The organism is Pelotomaculum isophthalicicum JI (genome assembly GCF_029478095.1).
In the GTDB taxonomy this organism is placed as follows: Bacteria; Bacillota; Desulfotomaculia; order Desulfotomaculales; family Pelotomaculaceae; genus Pelotomaculum_D; species Pelotomaculum_D isophthalicicum.
The window spans coordinates 1-23304 of sequence record NZ_JAKOAV010000014.1 but is presented as its reverse complement, the minus strand read 5'-3'; the positions used below and the strand labels follow the sequence as shown (position 1 = coordinate 23304).

Sequence of the window (23304 nt, the reverse complement as noted above, 5' to 3'; positions counted from 1 at the left end):
CCAATAACTTAGAAAGGGGTTGTAAATATGCAAGTGGAAGAGTACATGAAACTGCCTTATACCAGAATCATTCAGGAAATGAATGATGAAAGCGGGCATTACTTTTACGGTAGAATAATGGAATTGGACGGTTGCCAGAGTACCGGGGATACCCTGGAGGAACTATATAAAAACATCAATGAAGCCCTGGAGGGCTATATCGAAACCAAGCTGGAAAACAACCTGGAAATTCCACGCCCGGCCAGCCAGGAGGATTATAGCGGCAAATTTATAGTAAGGGTTCCCAAATCCCTGCACATGAGGTTAGCGGTAGAGGCCGAAAGGGAGGGAGTTTCCCTCAACCAATACGCGCTTTACAAACTAGCCCGATAAAGCACCCAAAAACTAAATAATTTACCGAATAAAAGGCACTCGAAAGGGTGTCTTTTTGTATTGACTGAAAGGAGGTCTTGCCAAACCTCATGCACCGCTCGGGTCGCACCTCTGCGTTGCCCTATCCTGTGCATGAGTAAAAGCTACTTTTAGTATTACTAAATTATTGGAGTATTATTCCATTTACACGGTTTATGCTACACTCCCGAGTTAGGAGAGGTGCACTGTTCACAACTTATCCCGTTCAGGACAATCCCGAGCACCTGTGTAGACATAGCCATTATATGGTTACCCTCGGCCCGGATAAAGTTGTTCATCCCCATGCTTAGTCCGCTAAAAACCGAACCGAGCATAATGATGTGTGTAAAGTCGCGAGCGTAAGGCAGTACCTCATTACTGGCGCCGAATAGCCTCAAAATCGGATCTGCAAATGGCAGGTAGACTATCATGCAGATTAGAGGCAGCAGCACCAAAAGGACAGCGGCGTTGGCAGTCACAACTTCCGCTTCTTCCTTTTTTCTTTCCCCCAGCTTGATGGAGATCAAAGCGGTAGCACCAACACCGATCAGGAGAGCCAACGACAGCAAAATCACCATGATGGGGAAAGCAACCGTGGTCGCAGCAATGGCTAGAGTGCACCCCGCGTCCCACGAATATCCGGTCGACTATGTTATACAGGGCGTTGCACAGCATACCAACAATTGCGGGCCAGGAAAACTGCCACAGCAGCTTTTTAATGCTTTGGGTCGCCAATATTTCGCTTTTCATGTTCATCCTTCTCCTATAGTTTCTTCATAAATTCCACGGAAAATTGCAGGCATTCTATAAATCTTTGTAATTCCCGGTCATCGACTTTGTCCAACATAGATTCCAATACCTTGGTGTGCCCTGCTCTAATCGTGGCTATCGCTTCACAGCCGGCGTCACTAAGTAGTATCTGAAATTTGCGCCGGTCGTCCGGGTCATAACCCCGTATTACCAGGCCCTGCTCTTCCAGTTGGTCAATCAGGGTGGTCACGCTTCCTTTCTCCAGATCCAGCTTCCGGCCGATCTCAGTCAAGGTCAAGGATTGGAGGTAGGATAAAATGCCCAATATCTTGAAATGATTCTTTTTCAGCCCTAAAAAAGAGCCATCCTGCTGGCGAAGGCGCAGCATAAATTTTTCCTGAAATAGTCCTAAAAAGTTGAACAGCAGATCGTGTAGATCGAAATCCTTGGACTGGTTCATGTCATCACCCCATTTGTTTAGAATAATAATAGTAAGAATATTGACTGTAAGAATTCTAACTTTATGTTAGCATTGAAAATCCCTTTTGTCAAAATAATCTCCTCCGACGAGGGCGAAGGAGTGCCCGGAGGGTAAGTGCTGGTATGCGCAGCAGATTGGCACCAGGCCCCGAAGGGCATTCCGTTATTTCTGGAAACATAGAGGATAGTGGATTAAGAAAGGTCCGGAGCCTGTTCCTGCAGCGGGAGAGGGGCTTAGATAATATTCTGATTACAGCCGGTGCCGAGGGAAATCACAAGTCCGAACAATACAATGTTGCTGATGCATTGGCTGTATACAACAGCATAAGAAAATAATAAGTTCTTCATAAGAATTTATTAAGATTTTGATAAGTTGAAATTCCAACATCGCCTGTCTGATTTCGGTAAGATGAAATTGCCAATGCATGGACAAATAGGGTGGTAAAGATGAGAACTGGAAAATTAAAAACTAATAACGGCTGCCTGGCCTGGCTTATCCTCGGGCCCAGCCTGCTGGGTTTTTCTCTTTTTTATTTGCTCCCGTTTGTCACCGGCTTTTACTATTCCCTGGTGGACAGTCCCATTAACGGTACTTTTGTTGGATTACATAATTACGGCGCTTTGTTAAAAAACCCGAGCTTTTTTTTAGCTCTGGCGAATACAGCCAAGTTTACTTTAATCTGTGTACCTCTTAATATGATTCTCTCCCTGGGAGTGGCCTTGTTATTGAACCAAAAATTACAGGGCCGGAACCTGTTTCGCACCATCATGATAACTCCTTTGGTGGTACCCGTAGCTTCGGTAGTTTTGGTCTGGCAGGCTTTCTTTGATTTAAACGGCGTTTTAAATTCCCTGATCCATGCCCTGGGTTACCCGCCCGTGGATTGGATGAAAACCAACTGGTCCAGGGTGGTGATCCTGGTGGTTTATTTATGGAAAAACATTGGTTACAGCGTAATCTTGTTTCTGGCCGGATTACAAAATATACCGGCTGAATACTACGAAGCGGCCAGGATCGACGGGGCAAGCCGCCGGCAGGAGTTTTTCCGAATAACCCTGGTTTATTTGACCCCCACGACTTTTTTTGTTTTTGTTATCTCAATTATCAATTCATTTAAAGTGTTTCGGGAGACGTATCTTATCTCCGGAGAATATCCCCATAACAGCATCTATATGCTGCAGCACTACATGAACAATATGTTCATGGCTCTGGATTACCAAAAATTGACTTCTGCGGCCTTCATTATGGCTGCCTTTATCGTGGCCGTCGTTTTACTGCTTTTTATCGTGGAGAGAAAGATCACCAACATGATTAATTAGAATCTCAGGAGTCAGAAGTCGGGAGTCAGGAGTGTAAAGACCCTGAAGGAATGCAAGAAAGCCTACTGCAGGATGAAAAATAACTTTTTTCATGGGTAGTAACAAACTTAGAACCGGCGATAGGGGTGTGTGTGTTGAATCGTAACCACCGAATAAAAAATATACTCCATATTACAGTTTTACTGGTACTGGCTGTCATATTCATTTTTCCCCTGGCTGTAACCGTCACCAATTCATTTATGAGTGAACAGGAAATCGCCAATAATTATGACCCGGTGACGGACAAAAACTTAAGCAGCTATAACGATGACACCGCGAATCACTTCGCCCGGTTCCAGCTTATACCCGACGTGGTGGTACTGAAGCAGTATTATAACGTACTCATTAAAAAGACTCAGTTTCTTTTCATGTTCTGGAATTCCGTGCTGATTACCTTCCCTATCGTCATTGGGCAAACGATTGTTGCAACCCTGGCTGCCTATGCCTTTGTCAAACTGAAGTTTAGGGGCAGGAATTTCTTGTTTATTTTGTATATCATTGTGATGCTGATGCCATTCCAGGTAACTCTTGTGCCCAATTATTTAATGGCCGGCCAGCTTGGCCTGCTCAATAGCCACTGGTCCATTATCTTTCCCGGCATCTTCAGCACCTTTGGCGTATTTCTTTTAAAACAGTATATGGAGCAAATACCGGACTCCTATATTGAAGCAGCCCGGGTGGACGGAGCCAACCAGCTCCAGATTTTCCTCAAAATCATCGTGCCCATGTCCAGGGCCGGCATAGCAGCCATGGCCATACTTGTTTTTATCGATAACTGGAACATGGTCGAACAGCCGTTGATTTTTTTACAGGATGCGGCCAAACAGCCTCTTTCACTCTACCTTTCCAGAATCATCGACGGTGAAAAGGGATTGGCCTTTGCCGCGTCCACTTTATATATGATGCCGGTGCTACTGAACTTCCTTTACGCCGAAAAATACTTGCTGGAAGGGATCCGGCTTTCTGGAATCAAAGGCTGAGCAACTAGTGCCTTGCTTTTGTGTCGCTGCACTAAGTCAGGAAGGGAGACAGAAAATTGCAGAATGAAGCAATTGCGAATGATGCGCAAAGAAAAAAAGTGATCGGAAAGTTGAGCCTGCTGTTCCTAATGGCGATGATCGGGTTAACTTTCTTCTCCAATACCATCAATAACTTTACTCTGCCCAGGGTCCAAACGGCCCGGCCGACGAACGGGGCTTTAATCAAAGAAATATTCGGTGAAGGGACGGTCGAGGTCAAATCAACCCGGGAGGAATACGCTGATGCCAATTTGCGAGTAAAGGAGGTCATGGTGGAGCAGGGGGACATGGTTAGCAAAGGACAGCCTATTATTAGCCTGGACGTGGACGGCCTGAAGTCGGATTATCAGGATGAACAGGCCCGCTACCGGCAGCTGCAGCTATCCCTGGCAGGGGCCCGGGAAGAGCAGGCGCAAAAACAAAGGGATTACGATAACCTGAAGTACCTGTTTGATAATGAAGCTGAAACGGCGGTAAACCTGCAGAATGCCGAAAAGAACCTGGGGGACGCGAAAAGAAACTGTGAGAACATTCAGCTTAACCTGGAAATACAGGCCAGAAAGGTATATACGCTGGCCAGGCAGGTGGCAAACAATGGCGTATATACAGCGCCCGTGGGCGGCATGATCACAGAACTGAATTTCGCCGAAGGGTCCATGACCAACAACTCCCTGCCCCTGTTTAAATTGGCCGATCTCCGGCAGGGGTTCCGGCTGATAGTGCCAATTGACAATGATCTGGTTGATTATGTCAAGCCCGGAGATACGGTAAGTGTTAATATTCTCTCCCTGGGAGATAAAAAGACCGAGGGAAAAATTGACAAGATCGTGGAAAACAGCCAGCACAACGGAGAAGAAAAGGATTTGTGGATCGACGTGTCTCTGGAAGGCCTGACGGGCGGTGAAAAGGAAGAAATTTATTTAAGCAAAAAAACAAAGCCTTACGCCACCCTCGTACCCAACAGCGCGGTTTATAACGACAGCAGCGGCTCCTATATCTTGGTCCTGAAATCAAGAAAAGGACCTTTGGGCACGGAGAACTATTTACAAAAAGTTGAAGTGAACGTGGAAGACAGCGATAATGAAAAGTCCGCTCTCACAGATATGGTGATGGACGAAATGGTGACGCAAAGCAATAAACCGGTGGAGGACGGGGATAGAGTTCTGAAGGAGGCGGCAAATTGAAACCGGCCCAATCAGCCTATCCGGCCTATCTTATTCTGGCCCTGGGCATATTGGTTTTAACCTGGAGCACCGTCCTGGGGTCATCCCTGCCCGCCAAATTGGCGGATCTTGGCGGCCTGCACAAAACCAACAAAATCACCGCCACCTGGCTGAGCAATTCCCATCAGCCGGAGGCCGCCTCTTTTTCTCTGGAGAAAATGAGGCAGTTGGCTCAATACGACCTCCGGGACAATGATCTGGCTTACGCCATGGAAGCTTCAACTTCTGCCGTCTATCAAAAAAACCAGAGTCAGGCTCAGGTGCTGGGGGTGAATGACAGGTATGATCAATTCCATCAAATAAACCTACGATCGGGCTGTTTTTTAACTTCCGGCCAGGAAAACCAACAGGTTGCCGTAATTGATGAGGATCTGGCCCGGGCTCTTTTTCAGAACTGCAATGTGGTGGGCCTGGAGATAGAACTGTATGGCCGGAAATTTAAAATAGTCGGGGTGGCCGGGAATGACTGTTCTCTGATCGGAACTTTGACGGACAAGGGATACGGCACAGTGTACATACCGGTGAAAAAGCTGCTGGAACTGGAGGCGGATTCCCGAATAACCTCATTGGAATTGGAAACAAAGGATGCCGGCACCACGGGCCGCAATGCCGCTGTTTTGGAAACGGCCCTGGCCTCAATCGGCCAGGACCCCGCCAACTACAAAATCATCGATTATAACGTGGCGGGTCTCCTGATGGAACAAGAGAACCTGCTGCGCAATTTCGTGGCGGGGGCGGTGGCAATTGTGATAATTTTCGGCCTGCTCAGGCGAAAAATAAGGGTTATTTATCATTGCTGCCGCCTGAGACTCCGGGATAAATATTGGTCAGAGATGATCAAGGGGGACGCCGCCAGGCTTGTGCTTGGTATGGCGGAGGTATTAGCGCTTGTTGCAGTGATGCTGCTGCTATGGAAATTAATCAGGTTTACCTTATATATTCCGCCGGAAAACATACCCGATGAACTTATTGATGTTTCATTTTGGGCCGACCTCATTAAAAACGGGATTCAAGCCGGGCTGCAAAGCGCCGGATATGTAGCGCCGCCCGGAGAAGTTCAGTTGAATGTCCTCAATACCATTCAGAACTGGAACTTATTTTTAAACATCTTCCTTGGTTGGCCGCTGTTTTTGCTGGGGCTTTACCAGATCAAGCTGTTGGGGAAAAAACTGCTCAAAGTTGAAGTGTTCTGCGTCGTTTTTATGCTGGCCGTCTTAAGTCTGGGCACCATCTTGCTATGGATAATAAAAATGCCTCCCGTCATAGAGACCGGGGAGGTGTTGCTGGTATTCAGCTCTATATTTTTAACCGTAGTTACAAAAAAAGGTCAGGGGACACACCTGCTGAAGTCTTGGTATTTCTGCATGGACAGGAATGTCCCCAACTAATAGGAGGGCAGCGGATGGCGAGTTTATATCTGAAAAATCTATCTAAGACCTACCCCGGCAGGGTTACGGCAGTCAGGGATTTCTCTCTGGAAATAAAGGATCAAGAATTCTTAATCCTGGTAGGTCCCTCCGGCTGTGGCAAAACAACCGTTTTAAGGATGATTGCCGGACTGGAGGAAATTTCATCCGGTGAATTATATATTGATGACCGGCTGGTTAATGACGTGGCTGCCAAGGACCGGGATATCGCCATGGTTTTTCAAAATTATGCTCTTTATTCCCATCTATCGGTCTATGACAATATGGCTTTTGGACTTAAGTTGAGAAAGATACCCAAGGCTGAAATCAGGAAAAATGTGCAGGAAGCGGCCAGGATTCTTGCACTTGAAGATCTTCTGAAACGCAAACCCAAGGAACTTTCCGGTGGGCAAAGGCAAAGGGTGGCCCTGGGACGGGCTATTGTTAGGAAACCCAAGGTTTTCCTGATGGATGAGCCTCTGTCCAACCTGGATGCGCGGTTGAGAGCCCAGATGAGAATAGAAATTGCCAAGCTCCATAAAAATCTGCAGACAACTTTTATATATGTAACCCATGATCAAACCGAAGCCATGACCATGGGCACCAGAATCGTGGTGATGAAGGATGGCCTGATCCAGCAAATTGACAGCCCGCAATCCATCTATGACCACCCGGTCAATATGTTTGTGGCCGGTTTTCTCGGCAACCCCGGGATGAACTTTCTGGAAGTTTTAATTATAGAGCAAAACGGCTGTATTTTTACCAAACTGGCCGACGCCCTACTGCCTGTTCCCACTGCCGGGGGACAAAAGTTAAAAGAGCAAGGGTATCTGGACCAGGAAGTGGTCCTGGGGATAAGAGCGGAGCATCTCTGCGGAAGCGGAGATTTTTTGGACCGCCATCCCGAGTGTGCTTTGCGCGGGAGGCTGGAGTTTACCGAATTGAGAGGGGCTGAAACTTACCATTATGTAAGTATAGCCGGCAGAGAGGTGGTTGTCAGGGTGAGTCCGGAGTTGCGCGCCAAAACCGGACAGGAAGTCAGGGTGGGTTTTAATATGTCCAAGGCCCATTTTTTCGATCAGGAAAGTGGGGTGAACGTCTCCCTACTGAATTCTGGCTCCTGAATTCTGAATACTTAAAGAAAAGGGGTGTCTTGATGATAAAAAAGAAATGCGGAGTTATCCTAAGCCTGGTTCTGGTCCTCGGCCTAGGGGTATTTACCGCCGGCTGCGGCAATACTCAGGCTGCCAGGGAAGCTAATAATCCTGATTCCCTGACCATTGCGGTTGTGACCAAAGATATGTACCTGGATACGGCAGTAAAAAAGTTTGAGGAACTTCATCCCGGCGTCAGTGTGGAAGTGAAAGAATACACCTCCAGTACTTCGGAAAAAGGTGAAGGTGTCAGGGCGGCAGATCCCGGCGATATTGAAAAATATGTCACGACTATGAATACCCAGCTCATGTCCGGGCAGGGCAGCGATATCATTTTATTAAACGACCTGCCCTATCAGACCTATGCGGATAAGAATCTTTTAGTTGACTTGGGCGGGCTGATGCAGTCGGATCAAAGCTTCGACAGTGGCAAATACTACCAAAATATTTTCAAGGCTTTAGAATATAAAGATAAACTATATGGGCTGCCGGTTAATATCGGTATCGATATGATTGCCGCCGATAGAACCTTACTGGATAATTCCCAGGTGCAAATCGACGATAGCAACTGGGATTGGAACGATTTTGTCAAGACGGCGGAAAAGGTCATTAACGACAACCAAAACGGGGGAACCCAGGGGATGTATGCCTTGGCCGGGATGGATGAAAAAAGACTGATTGCGACTCTGGTTAAAGAAAACTATGACAACCTGGTCGATCCGGAGAAGAAAACAGCCAATTTTACCGGCCAAGAATTTCTTGATTTACTGAACCTGAGTAAATATCTGATTGACCACAAACTGGTTAATACGGATACAGCCCAGACCAACATTATGGACATGGCCTCCCGGGGTAAACTTGTTTTTAATTTCACTTCTCTTAGAGGGTTTTGGGACCTGCAAGTGGCCAAGGCGATTTTCAGTGAGGGTGTTCAGCTTTTAAAGCCCCCCGGAAACGTATTCTTTTCCACGGACTCCATGTATGGGATCAGCAGTAAATCAGCCCATCAAGAACTGGCCTGGGAATTTTTAAAATTTTTGGTCTCTGATGATATGATGACTCAGGGAGGAATGCCGATTAATAAGAGTGTGCTTCCCCAGATTGCCCAGAATTTCACCCAGGCTATACAAAAAAATGGTGGGAGAATGAGAATTAAGGACGACGGCATCCCTTGTCAATCTATAACACTGCAACCCCCCACGCAGGAGGATGTCGATTATATGGAAAACCTGCTGAGTCAAGCGAACGTCTACATCGGAACGGACCAGAAGATTATTTCCATTGTTCAGGAGGAAACCGCGGCCTTCCTTACAGGACAGAAGACAGCGGAGGCGACTGCCCAATTGATTCAGGACAGGGTGAGCACATACTTAAATGAATAATACAATGTTACTGATGCATTGGCAGTGTACAACAGCCTAGGAAAAGAATAAGTTCTTCATAAGAATTTATTAAGATTTTGATAAGTTGAAATTCCAACATCGCCTGCCTGATTTCGATAAGATGAAATTGTCGAATCGGACAGGCTTTTAACATTCCTGAGGAGTGATTGTTATGAAAAGAATAAAAGTTGCCGTTTTATTCGGCGGATGCTCTACAGAGTATGAGGTTTCTCTTCAATCCGCCTATTCTGTAATAACGAACCTAAATCCAAATAAGTATGAAACCATATTGATTGGAATCACTCGGCAGGGAGCTTGGTTGAGATTTTTTGGTGTACTTGAAAAAATTCAGAATAACACATGGATGGATGGCGGTGATTGTGTTCCGGCGATTATTTCTCCTGATCGGAATATTCACGGACTGCTCGAATTTCGTGGTAATAAAGTGATTGCAACCAGAATTGATGTGGCGTTTCCTGTTCTGCATGGAAAAAACGGCGAGGACGGAACATTACAGGGATTATTGACGATGGCCGGTATTCCTTTTGCAGGGTGCGGCACGCTTTGTTCCGCAATGTGCATGGACAAAGACATCGCTCATAAAATAGTGAATTTGGCCGGTATCAAAACACCTCCGTCCATTGTGCTGCGGTCCGGATTTACCGATGCCGAACTGTCAAAGCAGATTAGCTGTCTGACATTTCCTCTGTTTGTTAAACCGGCAAATGCTGGTTCCTCTTTTGGCATTACAAAGGTTTTCCAAAAGGACGAGTTATACGATGCAGTCACCGTTGCTTTTCAACATGACAATAAGGTCATCATAGAGGAAGCCGTCGATGGTTTTGAGGTTGGCTGCGCCGTCCTTGGCAAAGATTCGCTTGCCATCGGCGAGGTTGATGAAATAGAGCTGTCTCATGGGATATCGGCGGTGTCACCTAGCACCGCTAGCGTCCTTTCCAGGGCTTCAGAGCGGGTGCGTGTGTCCGCGGTCGCTACGAGGCGATCGAGCATCAGCAGGCGCCGTGACGCAAGATCCTTGGCTGTGGATTCAATGACCGTCGCTAGGAGACCGGCAACCTGCCCATGCTCATTGCGAACAGGCATGTGACTGGGCCGGGGGCGTTCTAGAAGGCCCGGTTGTGGGTATTCTAGTGGGCGCGGTTTTCGGAGTGTTTAGTCTTCTTAAAGCCAGCAACCCACTATTTGCTGATCCGCTGGTATCAATAGTCCCACGGCTGTTTATCGGTCTGGCGGCTTATCTTGCTTTTATAGGTTTTAAACGGTTCAACCTTTATTTGGCCTGGATTGCCGCAGGAATTTTGGGTACTTTGACCAACACCGTCCTGGTTTTGTCTATGGCCTTATTCAGGGGTTACATTACTCTGGATGCTTTGACTGCCATCATTCCCCAATCCATCGCGGAAATGGTTATCGCCATCGTTTTGACTATTGCAATCGCCCGGGGGATTGACCTCTTTCAAAGTGGCAAGGAATCCTGGTACGCTGGTGAAGACGATACAGGTGTATTGGACAGCGATTACAAAGAATAATAACCATAACCTTTGCCGGAACAGGTCCGGCTGCCTGTCGTACAAGCAAAGAGCCCCCAGTTGGAGGCTCTTTGCTTTGTTCATTATTTGAAATACTTTATAACTGATTATACTGCCCGCGCGGGGTGTATTTGGTGTGCAGCAGTTCATGAGACTTATGCCCCAGCGGCTTCTCTAAAAATTCCTTGTACAAATACTGGACCGCGGGGTTCTCGTGGGATTTCCGCAAGGTCATGGCTTCGTCGGCGGTGTATATGCCGTCAATCCGCTGTTGCCTGATTTCATAGTTGGTCGGGATTGGCTGGCCGCCGCCGCCGATGCAGCCGCCCGGGCAGCACATGATCTCGATGAAGTGGTAGTTCGCTTCGCCGGCCTGCAGGGCGTCCAGCAGCTTCCTGGCGTTGCCCAGCCCGTGCGCCACGGCTACTTTTACGTCCAGGTCGCCAACTTTGACGGAGGCTTCCTTGACTCCTACCAAACCGCGCACGTCGACAAAATCTACCGACGCCAGGGTTTCCCCGGTAACTATTTCATAGACTGTGCGCAGCGCGGCTTCCATCACGCCGCCGGTCGCGCCGAAGATTACCGCCGCGCCGGTCGAGATGCCCAGCGGGTCATCGTAATTTTCCTCGGGTAGTTCGTTGAAATCTATACCCGCCTGCTTGAACATGCGGCCGAGTTCCCTGGTGGTCAGCACAACGTCCACGTCCTGATAGCCGCTCGCATTCATTTCCGGGCGCTGTGCCTCGAACTTCTTGGCGGTGCAGGGCATGATCGACACTGAAAAGACGTCGGCCGGGTCTATCCCCGCTTTTTCAGGGTAGAAGGTTTTGGCCAGGGCGCCGAACATCTGCTGCGGTGATTTGCATGTGGACACATGCGGCAGCAGGGTCGGGTAGAAGTGCTCGATGAACTTAATCCAGCCGGGGCTGCACGAGGTAATCAGCGGCAGGGTGCCACCGGTCTTGATCCTTTCGAGCAACTCGCTGCCTTCTTCCATGATGGTCAGGTCGGCGGTAAAGTCGGTGTCGAAGACTTTGTCGAAACCGAGCCTCCTGATCGCGGCAACCATTTGTCCGGTCGCGACGCTGCCCGGCTTCATGCCGAACATTTCACCGATGGCGACACGCACCGCCGGGGCGGTCTGGACCACGACATGTTTTTTGGGATCGGCCAGGGCGGCCCAGACTTCTTCAGTCTGATCCCGCTCACATAGAGCTCCTGTCGGGCAAACCAGCACACACTGGCTGCAGTTTACACAATTTGATTGGGCTAAAACTGTGTCCACGCCCGGCGCGATAACGGTGTCGAAACCGCGCCCCTGCGGGCCGATCGCGCATACCGTCTGCACTTTTTCACATACTGAGACGCAGCGCCGGCACAGGATGCACTTTTCAGGGTCGCGCACCAGGGATACGCTGGAGTCGTCCACCACGTGCTCGGGGTTGGCGCCTTGATAATGAACCTCCCGGATTCCGAACGCTTCCGCCAGGGACTGCAACTCGCAATTCTGGTTGCGTACACAGGTCGGGCATTGGAACGGGTGGTTGGACAGAATCAGTTCCAGGGTCATCCGGCGTGAATTGCGCACCGCCGCGGTATTGGTCAGCACAACCATATTCTCGGTCGCCGGGGTCACACAAGCCGCCTGCAGCGTGCGGGCGCCTTTGACTTCAACCACACAGATCCGGCAGGCCCCGATAACGTTAATGTCTTTTAAATAGCATAAGGTAGGAATATTTATATTAACTTTTTTGGCAGCCTCAAGAACAGTGGTACCCTGTTCCACCTGCACTTCTTTTCCGTCAATTGTTAAAGTAACCATTGGCATCTATCTCACCCCTCCTTCTACTTCACATCACAACGCAGGCAGCGCATGGCCTCGGCCATAGCCTGCCCTTTAGTGAAACCATTTTCCACTTCGGCAAATGACTTGCGATCGGCAACCGGCAGGCATGTTGCTATTTCTCTCGCCCTCTTGTCCTCAATAACCTCACCGGAAACTTCCCGTTTGATGTCACGCGGCTCTACAACCACGCCGGAACCACCGAGGTACTTGTCAATAGCCGCCGCCGCTTTCTTACCGTGGGCAATCGCGCCGATTGCCGTATCCGGCCCGGAAGCGCAGTCACCGCCGGCGAATATATACGGTATATTAGTGGCCATGCTGTCAGGATCCACCGCAACCAGCCCGCGAACTGTCTGCACGCCTGCGTCTGTGATTCCGTCCAGTTGGACATTTTGCCCAATCGCCGCAATTACCACGTCCGCCGGAATGACGAAGTTGGAGTCTTCAACCGGCACCGGCCGCCTGCGGCCGCTCTTGTCGAAGTCACCCGGCACTGATTGCTGGCATTCCAGCCCGGTTACCTGACCGCCGGCTCCCTGCACGCTTATGGGGGCAGTCATGAAGATAAACTTCACTCCTTCGTGCTCTGCTTCCATAATTTCATCTTCAAAGGCCGGCATGTCTTCTTTGCGGCGCCGGTAAACGACCTGAACTTCTTTAGCCCCGTTTCTCACAGCGGAGCGGGCGCTGTCTATGGCCACGTTGCCGCCGCCTACCACCAGCACGGTCTTGCCTTCCACATCGGCGGCCTGTCCCAGTTTAACGTCACGCAGGTAGTTGATGCCTGATATAACACCATTGAGTTCCTCGCCCGGAACGCCCAGTTTCTGATCCGCGTGGGCGCCGACGGCGATAAACACCGCGTTGAAGCCTTGCTTCTCTAAATCGGCAAAGGTAACGTCTTTGCCAAAACGGGTGTTGGTTTTAATAGTCACACCCATTCCTTCGATTGCTTTTATTTCAGCCGCCAGGGTCTTAGCCGGCAGGCGGTAATCAGGAATACCCACTTTCAGCATACCGCCGGCAAACGGCAGCGATTCAAATACAGTAACCCTGTGACCGACTTTGGCCAGGTAATAGGCCGCGGTCAGGCCGGCCGGGCCGCCGCCGATTATTGCCACTTGCTTGCCCGTCGCAACTCCGGGAGGCTCAACCGGGAATCCTTTGTTCTGTTCATACACCCAGTCGGCCGCATAACGCTTCAATGCCCTGACAGCCAGGGGCTCATCCAACTTCGCGCGGTTGCACTTGCCTTCGCACGGGTGGTGGCACACGCGGCCGCAAACAGCGGGGAACGGATTTTCCCGTTTCACTTCCATGTAAGCGTCATAGAAACGCCCGTTCCGGATATGATCGAGGTAAATCGGTATATCCACTCCAGCCGGACAGGTATTTTGGCACGGTGAATTAAATAGGGACGCGCAGACGGAAGCCGGACAACGCTTATCCCGGATATGCGCTTCGTACTCATGCCTGAAGTACCTTATTGTACTCAGCACGGGGTTGGGGGCAGTTTGTCCCAAACCGCACAGCGCCGTGCTTTTAATGTATTCACACAGCTCGATCAGTCTTTCGATGTCTCCCTCTTCCCCTTCACCGCGGGTGATCCGTTCCAGTATCTCCAGCATCCGTTTGGTGCCGATGCGGCAGGGAGCGCATTTACCACAAGACTCTTCCTGGCAGAACTCGGTGAAGAACTTGGCCAGGTCAACCATACAGGTATCCTCGTCCATGACAATCAGTCCGCCGGAACCCACTATCGCTCCCAGTTCCGCCAGCGACTCATAATCAACACCGACGTTAAGGTGGTCTACCGGAATACAGCCGCCGGAGGGACCGCCTGTCTGGGCCGCTTTAAACTTCTTGCCGCCCATGATGCCGCCGCCGATATCGTAAATGATTTCTCCTAAGGGTATACCCATCGGGACTTCGATCAGGCCGGTATTATTAACCTTGCCGGTAAGGGCGAACACCTTGGTGCCCCTGCTTTTCTCTGTTCCCCTGGAAGCGTACCAGTCCCCGCCATTAAGAATAATCGGCGCGATGCTGGCGTAGGTTTCCACGTTATTTAGCAAAGTGGGCTTGCCCCACAAACCTTCGGTGGCCGGGAAGGGAGGTCTCGGCCGGGGTTCGCCGCGGCGTCCTTCAATAGATGCCAGCAGGGCCGTCTCTTCGCCGCAAACAAAGGCGCCGGCGCCGACCCGGACGTTGAGATCAAAATTAAACCCTTTTCCTAATATATCTTCTCCCAGCAAGCCGTACTCACGAGCCTGGTTGATGGCAATTCTCAGTCTTTCCACAGCCAGGGGGTATTCAGCTCTAACGTATATATAACCCTTGCTGGCCCCCACCGTATAACCGGCGATAGCCATGGCCTCAATAACGGAATGCGGGTCGCCTTCCAGAACCGACCTGTCCATAAAAGCGCCCGGGTCGCCTTCATCGCCGTTACATACCACATATTTTTGTGTCGCGTTGGCTTTGGCGGTGAACTCCCACTTTAAGCCGGTCGGGAACCCCGCGCCGCCACGGCCGCGTAGGCCGGATTTTTTCAGTTCGGCGATTACTTCCCCGGGAGACATGGATAAAGCCTTGGCCAGCGCGCTGTATCCTTCGCACCCGATATATTCTTCGATATCTTCAGGATTAATTAAACCAGCGTTGCGCAGGGCAATTTTGGTTTGCTTCGACAAGAACGGAAAGTCCTTCATAAAAGGAATAGGTTTCTGGGTTTCCGGATCCCGGTAGACCAGACGCTCCACTATACGCCCTTTTAATAAGTGTTCATTAACGATTTCTTCGGCGTCTTCAGCGGTAACCCGGCAGTATACTACTCCTTCAGGATAAACTATTAAGCGCGGACCCAAGTCGCAAAGACCCATGCATCCGGTTTCAATAAGTTGAATTTCATTATCAAGCTGTTGCTTTTTTATTCCTTCGGCAAGAGCTTCTTTAACGGTTTGGCAACCCGACAGAACACATGCCGATCCTGAACAAACCAAAACATGTGACCGATAAAACTGCATAACCGGACCCTCCTCTCACAATTTCAACTAATCTCGTTGCACTATCGCCCATTCCTCAATCACATGGCCGTTGACAACATGTTCAAGCACGAGCCGCCGGGCTTTTTCCTCGTCAATATGACCGTACATGACATTGGGCATACCCGGCTTGATTACTTCCAGCATGGGCTCATGCTGGCACATCCCGACGCAACCCGCCTGGCTGACAATTACGTCAGAAATATTTCTCTTACTTACTTCATCAATAATTGCCATCATTACTTCTCTCGCTCCGGCGGTTATTCCACAGGTTCCCATTCCCACCACTATTGTAGTCTTGCCGGCTACTTGCCGCTCTTTGATTCTATCCAGCGCGGCTTCTTTTAACGCCTCCAAATCCTGAATTGATTTTAATGGTTTCATCATTTCTCACCCCGGTATAATTTTTTAATACCATCCCGGCAAAATTCCTTTATCCAGCTCAAAACTTCAATATCATTCAGGGGCAGTTCTTTAAATTTACCAATTAACCAACTGGTGTCAAAAACAAACTGACGTCCGTCTACCAGATGATTATACAGTAAATTCACATCCGGATTGGCAGCCACCGCAGCCACTAATGTAGCGGCTACATCACCCAAGGGCATCCGGTCAATATGCGAACGCTGAAAGGTTGCCTTTACTGTCGTCCCTTTCCCTTTCTCCGATTGGATAATCAGATCACCCCCACAAGCGCGCGCCGCCTGTTGAAGCAAAGGTATGCCCAAGCCAACCCTTCTCAAACGGCGGCTTGTGACAAATGGATCAAAAATTTGTTCAATTTCTTCTTCATTCATTCCCCCACCGTTATCTCCAACCTCAAAACTCAAGATATCTCCGGCAGAGTCTTCAATTACCGTTATCCTGACGGTGGACGCGCCTGCAGCCAGCGAGTTTTCGATGATATCTAAAAGGTGATGAGAAAGTTCACGCATTTTATTGCTTTAGCTTCGCTCCTCTTTCCAAAATCATTCTTTTGGCTGTCGGCATTATGCTTCCGGCTTGATTATTCTTCTGAGTCCTTACTCTTATTTCTTAACTCATTAATGATTCCCGGGACAAGATCGGGTTTCATCCGGGGGCGCGGCGCTTTATTGATCGTAAGAACCGGAGCCAAACCACAAGCTCCCAGGCACCTGACCACTTCAAGAGAGAACATATTGTCGTCCGTAGAGTCATGCGGCTTAATTCCCAATTCTTTTTCAAACCGTTCCAAAACTTGCGGCGCTCCCCGCACATAACAGGCCGTCCCCTTACAGAGTGAAATCTCATACTCGCCTTTTGGCTTTAATGAGAAGAGATGGTAAAAAGTAATTACCCCATTAATAGCACTTAAAGGTACGTTCATCTTCTCGGAAATTACAAGTTGTACGTCTTTCGGAACATAACCGTAATTCTCCTGAACCCAATACAATACTTCGATTAAATCGTCCTTTCTTCCTTCGTGCTGGGCAATCACTTTTTCCAGTTCAGCTTGCAAATCACACCGACACTTAGTGACTGCTTCTCCCATTTGTTCCCCTCCTTACTCTTTGACCATTTTGTGATTATTTTAACTAACTACTTTATGATAAACTGCCTCTGGCAGATTATCTCAAAAGAACGACAGTACGACTGTTCATAATGAATTTCTTACTTAATAACTAAATGCCCTCGAAATAAAATACTGGTAACCCGGGAGTAACTTTAGTCAACTAGTAAAAAATTACAAAAAACGTACCAATTTACTTTTTAATAAAACTATTTCAATTAATCATGATATACATTTCACTAATTGTTGTCAAGAATTATGCATGACAAAGTAATTATTATTTTTTCTTTTGACAGCTATGCAGAACGCATGGCAGCTAAATATTTGAGACATAAAATGCCGGAATTTACTCCGGCATTTATGCTACTCCAATATGGTAATCACTTCCATTGCCTTAACTAACTTCCTTACCCTTTCTGACCACAGCCCTTTCTCCCTCAGGAAGGGGAGGCGGAACCGGCTCGCCGGCCTCAATCTTCCTGATCGCGCTGAAGCGGGGCGGGCAGCCTGCAATGCAGGCGCCGCATCTGATACATTTCTCCTGATCGATTATATGGACCTGACCCTTGGCGCTGATAACAGCACCCATTGGGCATCTCCTGGCGCAAGTCGTACAGGCCTGGCACTTCTCCGGTTCAATATAGTATGAGATTCTTTCATTAAGTAACTTGTCTATCTCGTCAATTGTGAAATACTTATCACATTCTTCCGGGTCTTCCGGGTTCACTTGACGTACCGCCAGCTTCTTATTCATCATTACTTTAATGTACGGAACCAGCTTTATAACTTTTTCTATCCTGGAAATCAATTCTTCTTTGTCTATTCCTTCATTTTTGCCAAACGGCCCTATTTCTTTAACTTTCTTGTTAAAGTCATTGACATGCTCGGCATAAAGGTTTCCTTCACTGCCGGACATAACTCTCATTCTTAATCTCTCGGGGTTCAGCCCGATGTGTTCCATTATTTTTTTGGTCAGAAGCGTCATGTTCAGCGCATGGAAATTCCCGCCGGCACTATAATTACAATCATTAAAATGGCAGCCGCCGATAAACACCCCGTCCATTCCTTTTGAGAAAGCTCGGAGTACATGCGCCATGTCGACCCTACCGGAACACATGACGTGAACAAGTCTCATTTCAGTCGAATATTGTAGTCTGGAAACTCCAGCCAAGTCAGCAGCGCCGTATGCTCACCAGTGGCATACGAAGCCTATTACCTTCGGTTTAAATTTTGCACTCATTCGCTCTCACCCCCTTGTTAGTAATCAAGGTTTTATTCCGCAAACATCGCGTCAATTTGGACCGTGATCTGATCATCGGTAAAGTGCTTCAACTGTATCGCCCCTGTGGGACACTTCGAGTTACAGAGACCGCATCCTTTGCATAGAACGGGATTTACTGTAACCTTCTTGCCCTGCCGCGTCTCCTGAACAGCCAGGGAGCCATACGTACAGACAGAGGCGCATGCCCCGCACCCCATGCACTTCTTCTCATCCACCTGGCAGACGGAACCGGAAGCTATAACTATATCATGCGAGAGAAGCGTTAACACCCGGCCGGCGGCCCCATAAGCCTGGTTGATTGTTTCCTGCAAGAACTTGGGATAGTGAGCCAGCCCACACAGATAAACGCCGTCCGTGTTAAACTCAACAGGTCTTAACTTGACATGCGCTTCCTTGAAGAAACCGTCCGGGCTTAAAACCACCTTGAATTGCGAGGCTATTTTATTGGTTTCTTCCGAGGGAACAATAGCGGCAGCCAAAGCAAGCACATCAGCATCCAATTCAATCTTATTCCCTAAAACAAAATCTGTCACGGTAACTTTCAGAACCGGCTTGCCCTCATCCGACTCGCCAGGTTCCACTTCGGGCTTATCATCCTGTTCATAGCGGATGAACCTAATATTTTTACTCGCTGCTTCCCTGTAATAATCCTCTTTTAATCCATATGTTCTGACGTCTCTGAAGAGGATGTAAATATCCATTTCCGGATTTATCTCTTTAAGCTTCAGCGCGTTCTTTACGGACTCGCTGCAACATACCCTGCTGCAGTAATTTCTGTCTTCATTCCTGCAGCCAACGCACTGGATCATCACGAGACTTTCCGCGTTAACCACTTTTTCGTCGCCTTCGTTGATCCGCTCCTCCAACTCGAGGTGGGTCATGACCCGGTCATCTTCTCCATAAAGGTACTCGGTGGGTGTGGACACTTCGGCGCCAATAGCGATAACGGCCGCGCCGTGTTTAATCTCAGTGACCCCTCTTTTAGACTTCACCGTGGTTACGAAATTGCCCACATAACCGGTGGCGTCAGTAATTTCAGCGTCAGTATACACATGCACCATGGGGTGCTGGTAAACCTTGCGCACCAGATCGTCCAAATAGGCCTGAACATCCAGCCCTTCCAGGGTGGAATGAATTCTCCGCGTTATTCCCCCAAGAACGGATTCCTTCTCCAGGAGGTAAACCTCGTGTCCCTGGTTGGCTATGGAAAGAGCGCAGGTCATGCCGGCCACGCCACCGCCGACCACTAACGCCGTCTTGTTTACCGGCAGTTCGAACTCCTGCAGCGCCTCCAACTTGCAAGCCCTTGCCACTCCCATCCTGATTAAGTCCCATGCCTTCTGAGTGGCTATTTCCTTTTCTTTCGAGTGGACCCAGGAGTTATGCTCCCGGATATTAGGCATTTCATAGTAATATTGGTTAATTCCCGCCTCCCGGACGGTATCACGGAACAGCGGCTCAAGAGTCCTGAGGGAGCAGGCGGCGACAACCACCCGGTTGAGTCCTTTTTCTTTGGTCACGTCCGTTATTTCTTTGGCGGAGTTGGTAGCGCATGAAAATATCTGTTCCTGAGCGTGGACGACATAGGGCAAGGTTTTGCAGTATTCAACCGTATCAGGAACATTTACCACCCTGCTGATATTAGCCCCGCAGTGGCACACAAAAACTCCGACCCTCGGCTCCTCTGCGGAAACATCCCTTTCCTCCGGGTATACCCTTTCTATAGAAAGATTGCCCCTCCTGTAGTTAAGCAGTTCACCAATCTGGGAGCCGGCCCCGCTGGCGCTGAAAACCGACTCGGGAATATCTATCGGACCCTGGAAGCCTCCGCTTACAAAGATCCCGGGCCTGTTGGTCTGCATTGGATTGACGGGATTGAGCTTGCAGTAATCGTGAGCGGTAAGTTCAACGCCGAATTTCTTAGCCATTTCCTTCGCGCCGACAGGAGGATTCAAGCCGATGGACAGTACCACCATATCGAATTCTTCTTCTTTCACACCGTCGTCGGGTGTGGAATACCGTACGGTGACATTCTTGGTTACCGGGTCCTCTCTCACTATTGACGTGTAGCTTCTGATGAACCGCACCCCGGGAAGATTGTTTGTCCTGTCGTAGAACCGCTCAAAATCCTTCCCATAGGAACGAATATCGTTATGGAAGATCACACACTCCGCATCCGCGTCGTGATCCTTGGTCAAAATCACATGCTTCTGGGCGTAGGTGCAACATACAGCCGAACAATAGCTGTTGCCGCCTTCAGTAACCTGTCTGGAACCCACGCACTGAATCCAGGCCAACTTATGGGGATGCTTCTTGTCTGAAGTGCGCAGGATCTCACCTGAGTATGGGCCGGTGGAGCTTAACAGCCGTTCAAAGTCCATACTGGTGATCACGTTCTGAAACTCTCCGTAGTGATATTCAGCCTTGACTTTGGGGTCATACGGCTCAAAACCGGCGGCCAGTATTACCGCCCCTACGTTTAGTATTTTCGTCTCCGGCTCTTGTTTCAAATCTATGGCGTTATTGTCACATACCGCTTCGCAAATTTTGCACTTATTCTCTTTAAGGTACAGACAGGTCTCGTCGATATACGCGACAAGAGGAATCGCCTGCGGGAAGAAGATATGGACCGCTTTGTTCATCGATATTTCCTGGTTGAATTCATCAGGATATTTTGCCGGGCAGTACTCCACGCATGTAGTGCAGCCCGTGCACTTGTCCTCGTCGATATACTTGGGTTTTTTCGTTACCTGTACCTTAAAGTTTCCTGCTTCCCCTACCACGCTGTCAACTTCAGTATAGGTGAGGACCTCAATATTTGGATGCCGGCCGACCTCGACCAGCTTTGGCGCGAGTATTCACATGGAGCAGTCATTGGTGGGAAAGGTTTTGTCAAGCTGCGCCATATGACCGCCAATGCTCGGCTTTTTTTCGACCAGGTAAACCTTAAAGCCGGCAGTAGCAAGGTCAAGGGAGGCTTGAATACCGCTGATTCCTCCACCAACAACCATTACGTCTCCAATATTTTTGTCGCCAGGATTGTTACAAAGTTGCTTAATTTTTTCTTTTAGCAACAGTTCTTCTTCCAATTTTCTATCACCTCATCAGGTTTTCCCGCGCTATCCGGGTTAACCATACTTAATTTGTTGAACAGCCAAGCCGCTCCGGGTGGGTAAACACCGCCAGACGGTCGCCACGGGCTTGGCCGACCAGGGCTATGCCCATGTCAGTGGCAAGCAAAATGGCGTTCTTCGTCGGCGCGTGCCGTGAAACAACAATCGGAGCCTGCATTTTCGCCGCCTTGAGCAGCATCTCGGACGATATGCGGCCGGTGATCAGCATCAGCCGGTCTCTGGTTGATATTCCTTTCAATAAGCATTCGCCCTGGATCTTGTTCAAGGTGTTATGCCGTCCTATATCCTCGGCCACTACCAGCAGGTTCTTGGTATCGGATAAAGCTGAAGTATGCACGCCGCCGCTAAGCGGATACAGCTCCATCTGCTCTTGCAGCCGCTTCATCAGTGACAGGATATCCGTGGGTGCGGCGACAAGATCCGAATCAACCCTCTGTCCCTGAGTTTTGAACACCGAACTGCCGCTGCATCCAAGCTTCCGCAACGTTGGCAACTCGTACTCAGGATTGTTCAGCCGCACATCGGCCAGCGCCTCCTCCTCACTCACCCGCATGCTCGCCACGTCGTCGATGCTCGAGATGATTCCTTCCGCGTAAAGATATCCGATGGTGAGGTAATTTAGCTTGGCCGCCGTGCACAGGATGGTGACCAGTGCTTTTTCATTCACATATATAGTGAACTCAATCTCGCTAGGCACGTGAACTGAGGTCCTGACCCATTCCCCGTCCGAAAAGCGATTGCAGACTACTTCCGCCGTAACGTCTTTTAGATTTGGCACGCCAATCGCTTCCTGCATGCTTAGCTTCCCGGTAATCTAAATCACCTCCTGGAGGATCTCCGTGATGTCTTTAATCTGAATGACGTCGTCATAATTCAGGACTGCCCTGCTATCCTCAAACATAGTGATGCAATACGGGCAGGCGGTAACGAGCACCTCAGCCCCAACCCCGATGGCTTCGTTTAATCTGAGGTTGGCAAACCGGTCGGCAGCGTGGGTTTCCATCCAAATCCTGCCTCCGCCCATGCCGCAGCAAAGGCTTTCTTCCCTTACCTCGACCATCTCAGTATAATCTACGCCGGGGATCTTCTTTAAGACTTCTCGCGGCTCGTCATATACGCCGTTATGCCGGCCGAGGTAACACGGGTCATGATAGGTGATCTTCTTCCCAAATTCCTTGCTGATCTGCAGTTTTCCCTCGTTGACCAACTGGAATAAGAACTGGGAAATATGAATCACTTCAAAGTTCACGCCGAACTCAGCATACTCGTTCTTGAAGGTGTGGTAGCAATGAGGGGAGTTGACCAGGATTTTCTTTACCCCGTTATCGATAAAGGTTTTGATGTTTTCCTTCGCTAATTTTTTAAACAATTCCTCATTGCCGGTTTTACGGATGCTTTCTCCACAGCAGTTCTCCTGTTCGCCCAGGATTCCGAAATCTACTCCCGCTTTGTTGAGAACGCTGGCTGTGGCTTGCGCTACCTTTTTTAATCTCGGGTCATAGCAGAGGTAACAGCCGGGAAAATATAGATATTCCATTCCTTCTTCGAATGTTTTTACAGAGAGGCCTTTTGCCCAGTCCGCCCTGTTCTTACGGCTTTCACCGAAGGGGTTGCCTTCCGCGGTGAGGCCAGCGCTCACGCCGCGGACCGGCTTGACCGCCGTTGGGAAAACGCCATATCCCGAAGCCATCCTGCGCAGGGCTTTCATGTCTTCGATCTGTTTTACGTCTCTGGGGCATTTCAGGGCGCAC

Annotated in this window: 20 protein-coding genes and 1 pseudogene; 10 read left to right on the top strand and 11 right to left on the bottom strand. The window is 49.2% G+C overall.

Annotation, left to right across the window (positions count from 1 at the left end; genetic code table 11):
• The first annotated feature begins 27 nt into the window (after positions 1–27).
• Positions 28–372 (top strand): type II toxin-antitoxin system HicB family antitoxin, encoded by a 345-nt coding sequence (locus tag L7E55_RS08775; RefSeq protein WP_277443770.1) that lies wholly within the window; start codon positions 28–30, stop codon positions 370–372.
• 236 nt (positions 373–608) lie between these two features.
• On the opposite strand, the pseudogene L7E55_RS08770 reads toward L7E55_RS08775, so the two are convergent.
• A pseudogene (locus L7E55_RS08770) lies at positions 609–1146 on the bottom strand (MATE family efflux transporter); the annotation flags it as partial.
• Positions 1147–1153: 7 nt separating this feature from the next.
• Positions 1154–1600, bottom strand: coding sequence for a MarR family winged helix-turn-helix transcriptional regulator (locus tag L7E55_RS08765; protein ID WP_277443769.1), 447 nt, complete (start codon positions 1598–1600; stop codon positions 1154–1156).
• A gap of 143 nt (positions 1601–1743) precedes the next feature.
• On the opposite strand from L7E55_RS08765, the gene L7E55_RS08760 reads away from it, so the two are divergent.
• The 9 genes from L7E55_RS08760 (at position 1744) to L7E55_RS08720 (ending at position 10713) form a co-directional block, all read left to right on the top strand.
• The gene (locus tag L7E55_RS08760) at positions 1744–1956 is read left to right on the top strand and encodes a hypothetical protein (RefSeq protein ID WP_277443832.1); all 213 of its coding nucleotides are present in this window, start codon (positions 1744–1746) and stop codon (positions 1954–1956) included.
• A gap of 111 nt (positions 1957–2067) precedes the next feature.
• Positions 2068–2940: a carbohydrate ABC transporter permease gene (locus L7E55_RS08755; protein ID WP_277443768.1), complete on the top strand. Its 873-nt coding sequence runs from the start codon at positions 2068–2070 to the stop codon at positions 2938–2940.
• Between the two features lie 134 nt (positions 2941–3074).
• Positions 3075–3959: a carbohydrate ABC transporter permease gene (locus L7E55_RS08750; protein WP_277443767.1), complete on the top strand. Its 885-nt coding sequence runs from the start codon at positions 3075–3077 to the stop codon at positions 3957–3959.
• 56 nt (positions 3960–4015) lie between these two features.
• On the top strand, positions 4016–5182 hold the full coding sequence (locus tag L7E55_RS08745) for an efflux RND transporter periplasmic adaptor subunit (protein WP_277443766.1): 1167 nt from the start codon (positions 4016–4018) through the stop codon (positions 5180–5182).
• Positions 5179–6609, top strand: coding sequence for an ABC transporter permease (locus L7E55_RS08740; RefSeq protein WP_338091201.1), 1431 nt, complete (start codon positions 5179–5181; stop codon positions 6607–6609). The genes L7E55_RS08745 and L7E55_RS08740 overlap by 4 nt, the downstream gene beginning before the upstream one ends.
• Positions 6610–6623: 14 nt before the next feature.
• Positions 6624–7751, top strand: coding sequence for an ABC transporter ATP-binding protein (locus tag L7E55_RS08735; protein WP_277443765.1), 1128 nt, complete (start codon positions 6624–6626; stop codon positions 7749–7751).
• A gap of 32 nt (positions 7752–7783) precedes the next feature.
• Positions 7784–9163 (top strand): ABC transporter substrate-binding protein, encoded by a 1380-nt coding sequence (locus tag L7E55_RS08730; RefSeq protein WP_277443764.1) that lies wholly within the window; start codon positions 7784–7786, stop codon positions 9161–9163.
• A gap of 172 nt (positions 9164–9335) precedes the next feature.
• Complete coding sequence (locus tag L7E55_RS08725) at positions 9336–10271, top strand: D-alanine--D-alanine ligase (protein ID WP_277443763.1); 936 nt, start codon at positions 9336–9338, stop codon at positions 10269–10271.
• A gap of 31 nt (positions 10272–10302) precedes the next feature.
• On the top strand, positions 10303–10713 hold the full coding sequence (locus L7E55_RS08720) for an ECF transporter S component (protein WP_420852028.1): 411 nt from the start codon (positions 10303–10305) through the stop codon (positions 10711–10713).
• A gap of 97 nt (positions 10714–10810) precedes the next feature.
• Here the strand turns inward: L7E55_RS08720 and L7E55_RS08715 are convergent, their stop codons facing one another.
• The 9 genes from L7E55_RS08715 to L7E55_RS08675 form a co-directional block, all read right to left on the bottom strand.
• Positions 10811–12544: an NADH-dependent [FeFe] hydrogenase, group A6 gene (locus L7E55_RS08715; protein ID WP_277443762.1), complete on the bottom strand. Its 1734-nt coding sequence runs from the start codon at positions 12542–12544 to the stop codon at positions 10811–10813.
• Positions 12545–12561: 17 nt separating this feature from the next.
• Positions 12562–15588, bottom strand: a complete 3027-nt coding sequence (gene nuoF, locus L7E55_RS08710; protein ID WP_277443761.1) for an NADH-quinone oxidoreductase subunit NuoF — start codon at positions 15586–15588, stop codon at positions 12562–12564.
• Between the two features lie 27 nt (positions 15589–15615).
• Positions 15616–15993, bottom strand: coding sequence for a (2Fe-2S) ferredoxin domain-containing protein (locus L7E55_RS08705; protein ID WP_277443760.1), 378 nt, complete (start codon positions 15991–15993; stop codon positions 15616–15618).
• A complete protein-coding gene (locus tag L7E55_RS08700; RefSeq protein ID WP_277443759.1) occupies positions 15990–16541 on the bottom strand; it encodes an ATP-binding protein in 552 nt (183 codons plus the stop codon). The genes L7E55_RS08705 and L7E55_RS08700 overlap by 4 nt, the downstream gene beginning before the upstream one ends.
• A gap of 71 nt (positions 16542–16612) precedes the next feature.
• Positions 16613–17119 (bottom strand): NADH-quinone oxidoreductase subunit NuoE family protein, encoded by a 507-nt coding sequence (locus L7E55_RS08695; RefSeq protein ID WP_277443758.1) that lies wholly within the window; start codon positions 17117–17119, stop codon positions 16613–16615.
• 412 nt (positions 17120–17531) lie between these two features.
• Entirely contained in the window at positions 17532–18377 is an 846-nt protein-coding gene (locus L7E55_RS08690) for a hydrogenase iron-sulfur subunit (protein WP_277443757.1), read from the bottom strand.
• Positions 18378–18409: 32 nt separating this feature from the next.
• A complete protein-coding gene (locus L7E55_RS08685) occupies positions 18410–21508 on the bottom strand; it encodes an FAD-dependent oxidoreductase (protein WP_476748208.1) in 3099 nt (1032 codons plus the stop codon).
• 49 nt (positions 21509–21557) lie between these two features.
• Positions 21558–22349 carry a formate dehydrogenase accessory sulfurtransferase FdhD gene (gene fdhD, locus L7E55_RS08680; RefSeq protein ID WP_277443756.1) on the bottom strand — a complete coding sequence of 264 codons (792 nt, stop codon included), beginning with the start codon at positions 22347–22349 and terminating at the stop codon, positions 21558–21560.
• Positions 22350–22367: 18 nt separating this feature from the next.
• A partial coding sequence (locus L7E55_RS08675; RefSeq protein ID WP_277443755.1) for a (Fe-S)-binding protein occupies positions 22368–23304 on the bottom strand: 937 nt, incomplete at its 5' end.

Excerpts from the sequence above, each read along its gene's own strand:
- L7E55_RS08715 (WP_277443762.1), bottom strand. The coding sequence starts at position 12,544 with ATGCCAATGGTTACTTTAACAATTGACGGAAAAGAAGTGCAGGTGGAA.
- L7E55_RS08705 (WP_277443760.1), bottom strand. The coding sequence starts at position 15,993 with ATGATGAAACCATTAAAATCAATTCAGGATTTGGAGGCGTTAAAAGAA.
- L7E55_RS08765 (WP_277443769.1), bottom strand. The coding sequence starts at position 1,600 with ATGAACCAGTCCAAGGATTTCGATCTACACGATCTGCTGTTCAACTTT.
- L7E55_RS08700 (WP_277443759.1), bottom strand. The coding sequence starts at position 16,541 with ATGCGTGAACTTTCTCATCACCTTTTAGATATCATCGAAAACTCGCTG.
- L7E55_RS08775 (WP_277443770.1), top strand. The coding sequence starts at position 28 with ATGCAAGTGGAAGAGTACATGAAACTGCCTTATACCAGAATCATTCAG.
- fdhD (WP_277443756.1), bottom strand. The coding sequence starts at position 22,349 with ATGCAGGAAGCGATTGGCGTGCCAAATCTAAAAGACGTTACGGCGGAA.
- L7E55_RS08695 (WP_277443758.1), bottom strand. The coding sequence starts at position 17,119 with ATGGGAGAAGCAGTCACTAAGTGTCGGTGTGATTTGCAAGCTGAACTG.
- L7E55_RS08755 (WP_277443768.1), top strand. The coding sequence starts at position 2,068 with ATGAGAACTGGAAAATTAAAAACTAATAACGGCTGCCTGGCCTGGCTT.
- L7E55_RS08760 (WP_277443832.1), top strand. The coding sequence starts at position 1,744 with ATGCGCAGCAGATTGGCACCAGGCCCCGAAGGGCATTCCGTTATTTCT.
- L7E55_RS08735 (WP_277443765.1), top strand. The coding sequence starts at position 6,624 with ATGGCGAGTTTATATCTGAAAAATCTATCTAAGACCTACCCCGGCAGG.
- L7E55_RS08725 (WP_277443763.1), top strand. The coding sequence starts at position 9,336 with ATGAAAAGAATAAAAGTTGCCGTTTTATTCGGCGGATGCTCTACAGAG.
- L7E55_RS08730 (WP_277443764.1), top strand. The coding sequence starts at position 7,784 with ATGATAAAAAAGAAATGCGGAGTTATCCTAAGCCTGGTTCTGGTCCTC.
- nuoF (WP_277443761.1), bottom strand. The coding sequence starts at position 15,588 with ATGCAGTTTTATCGGTCACATGTTTTGGTTTGTTCAGGATCGGCATGT.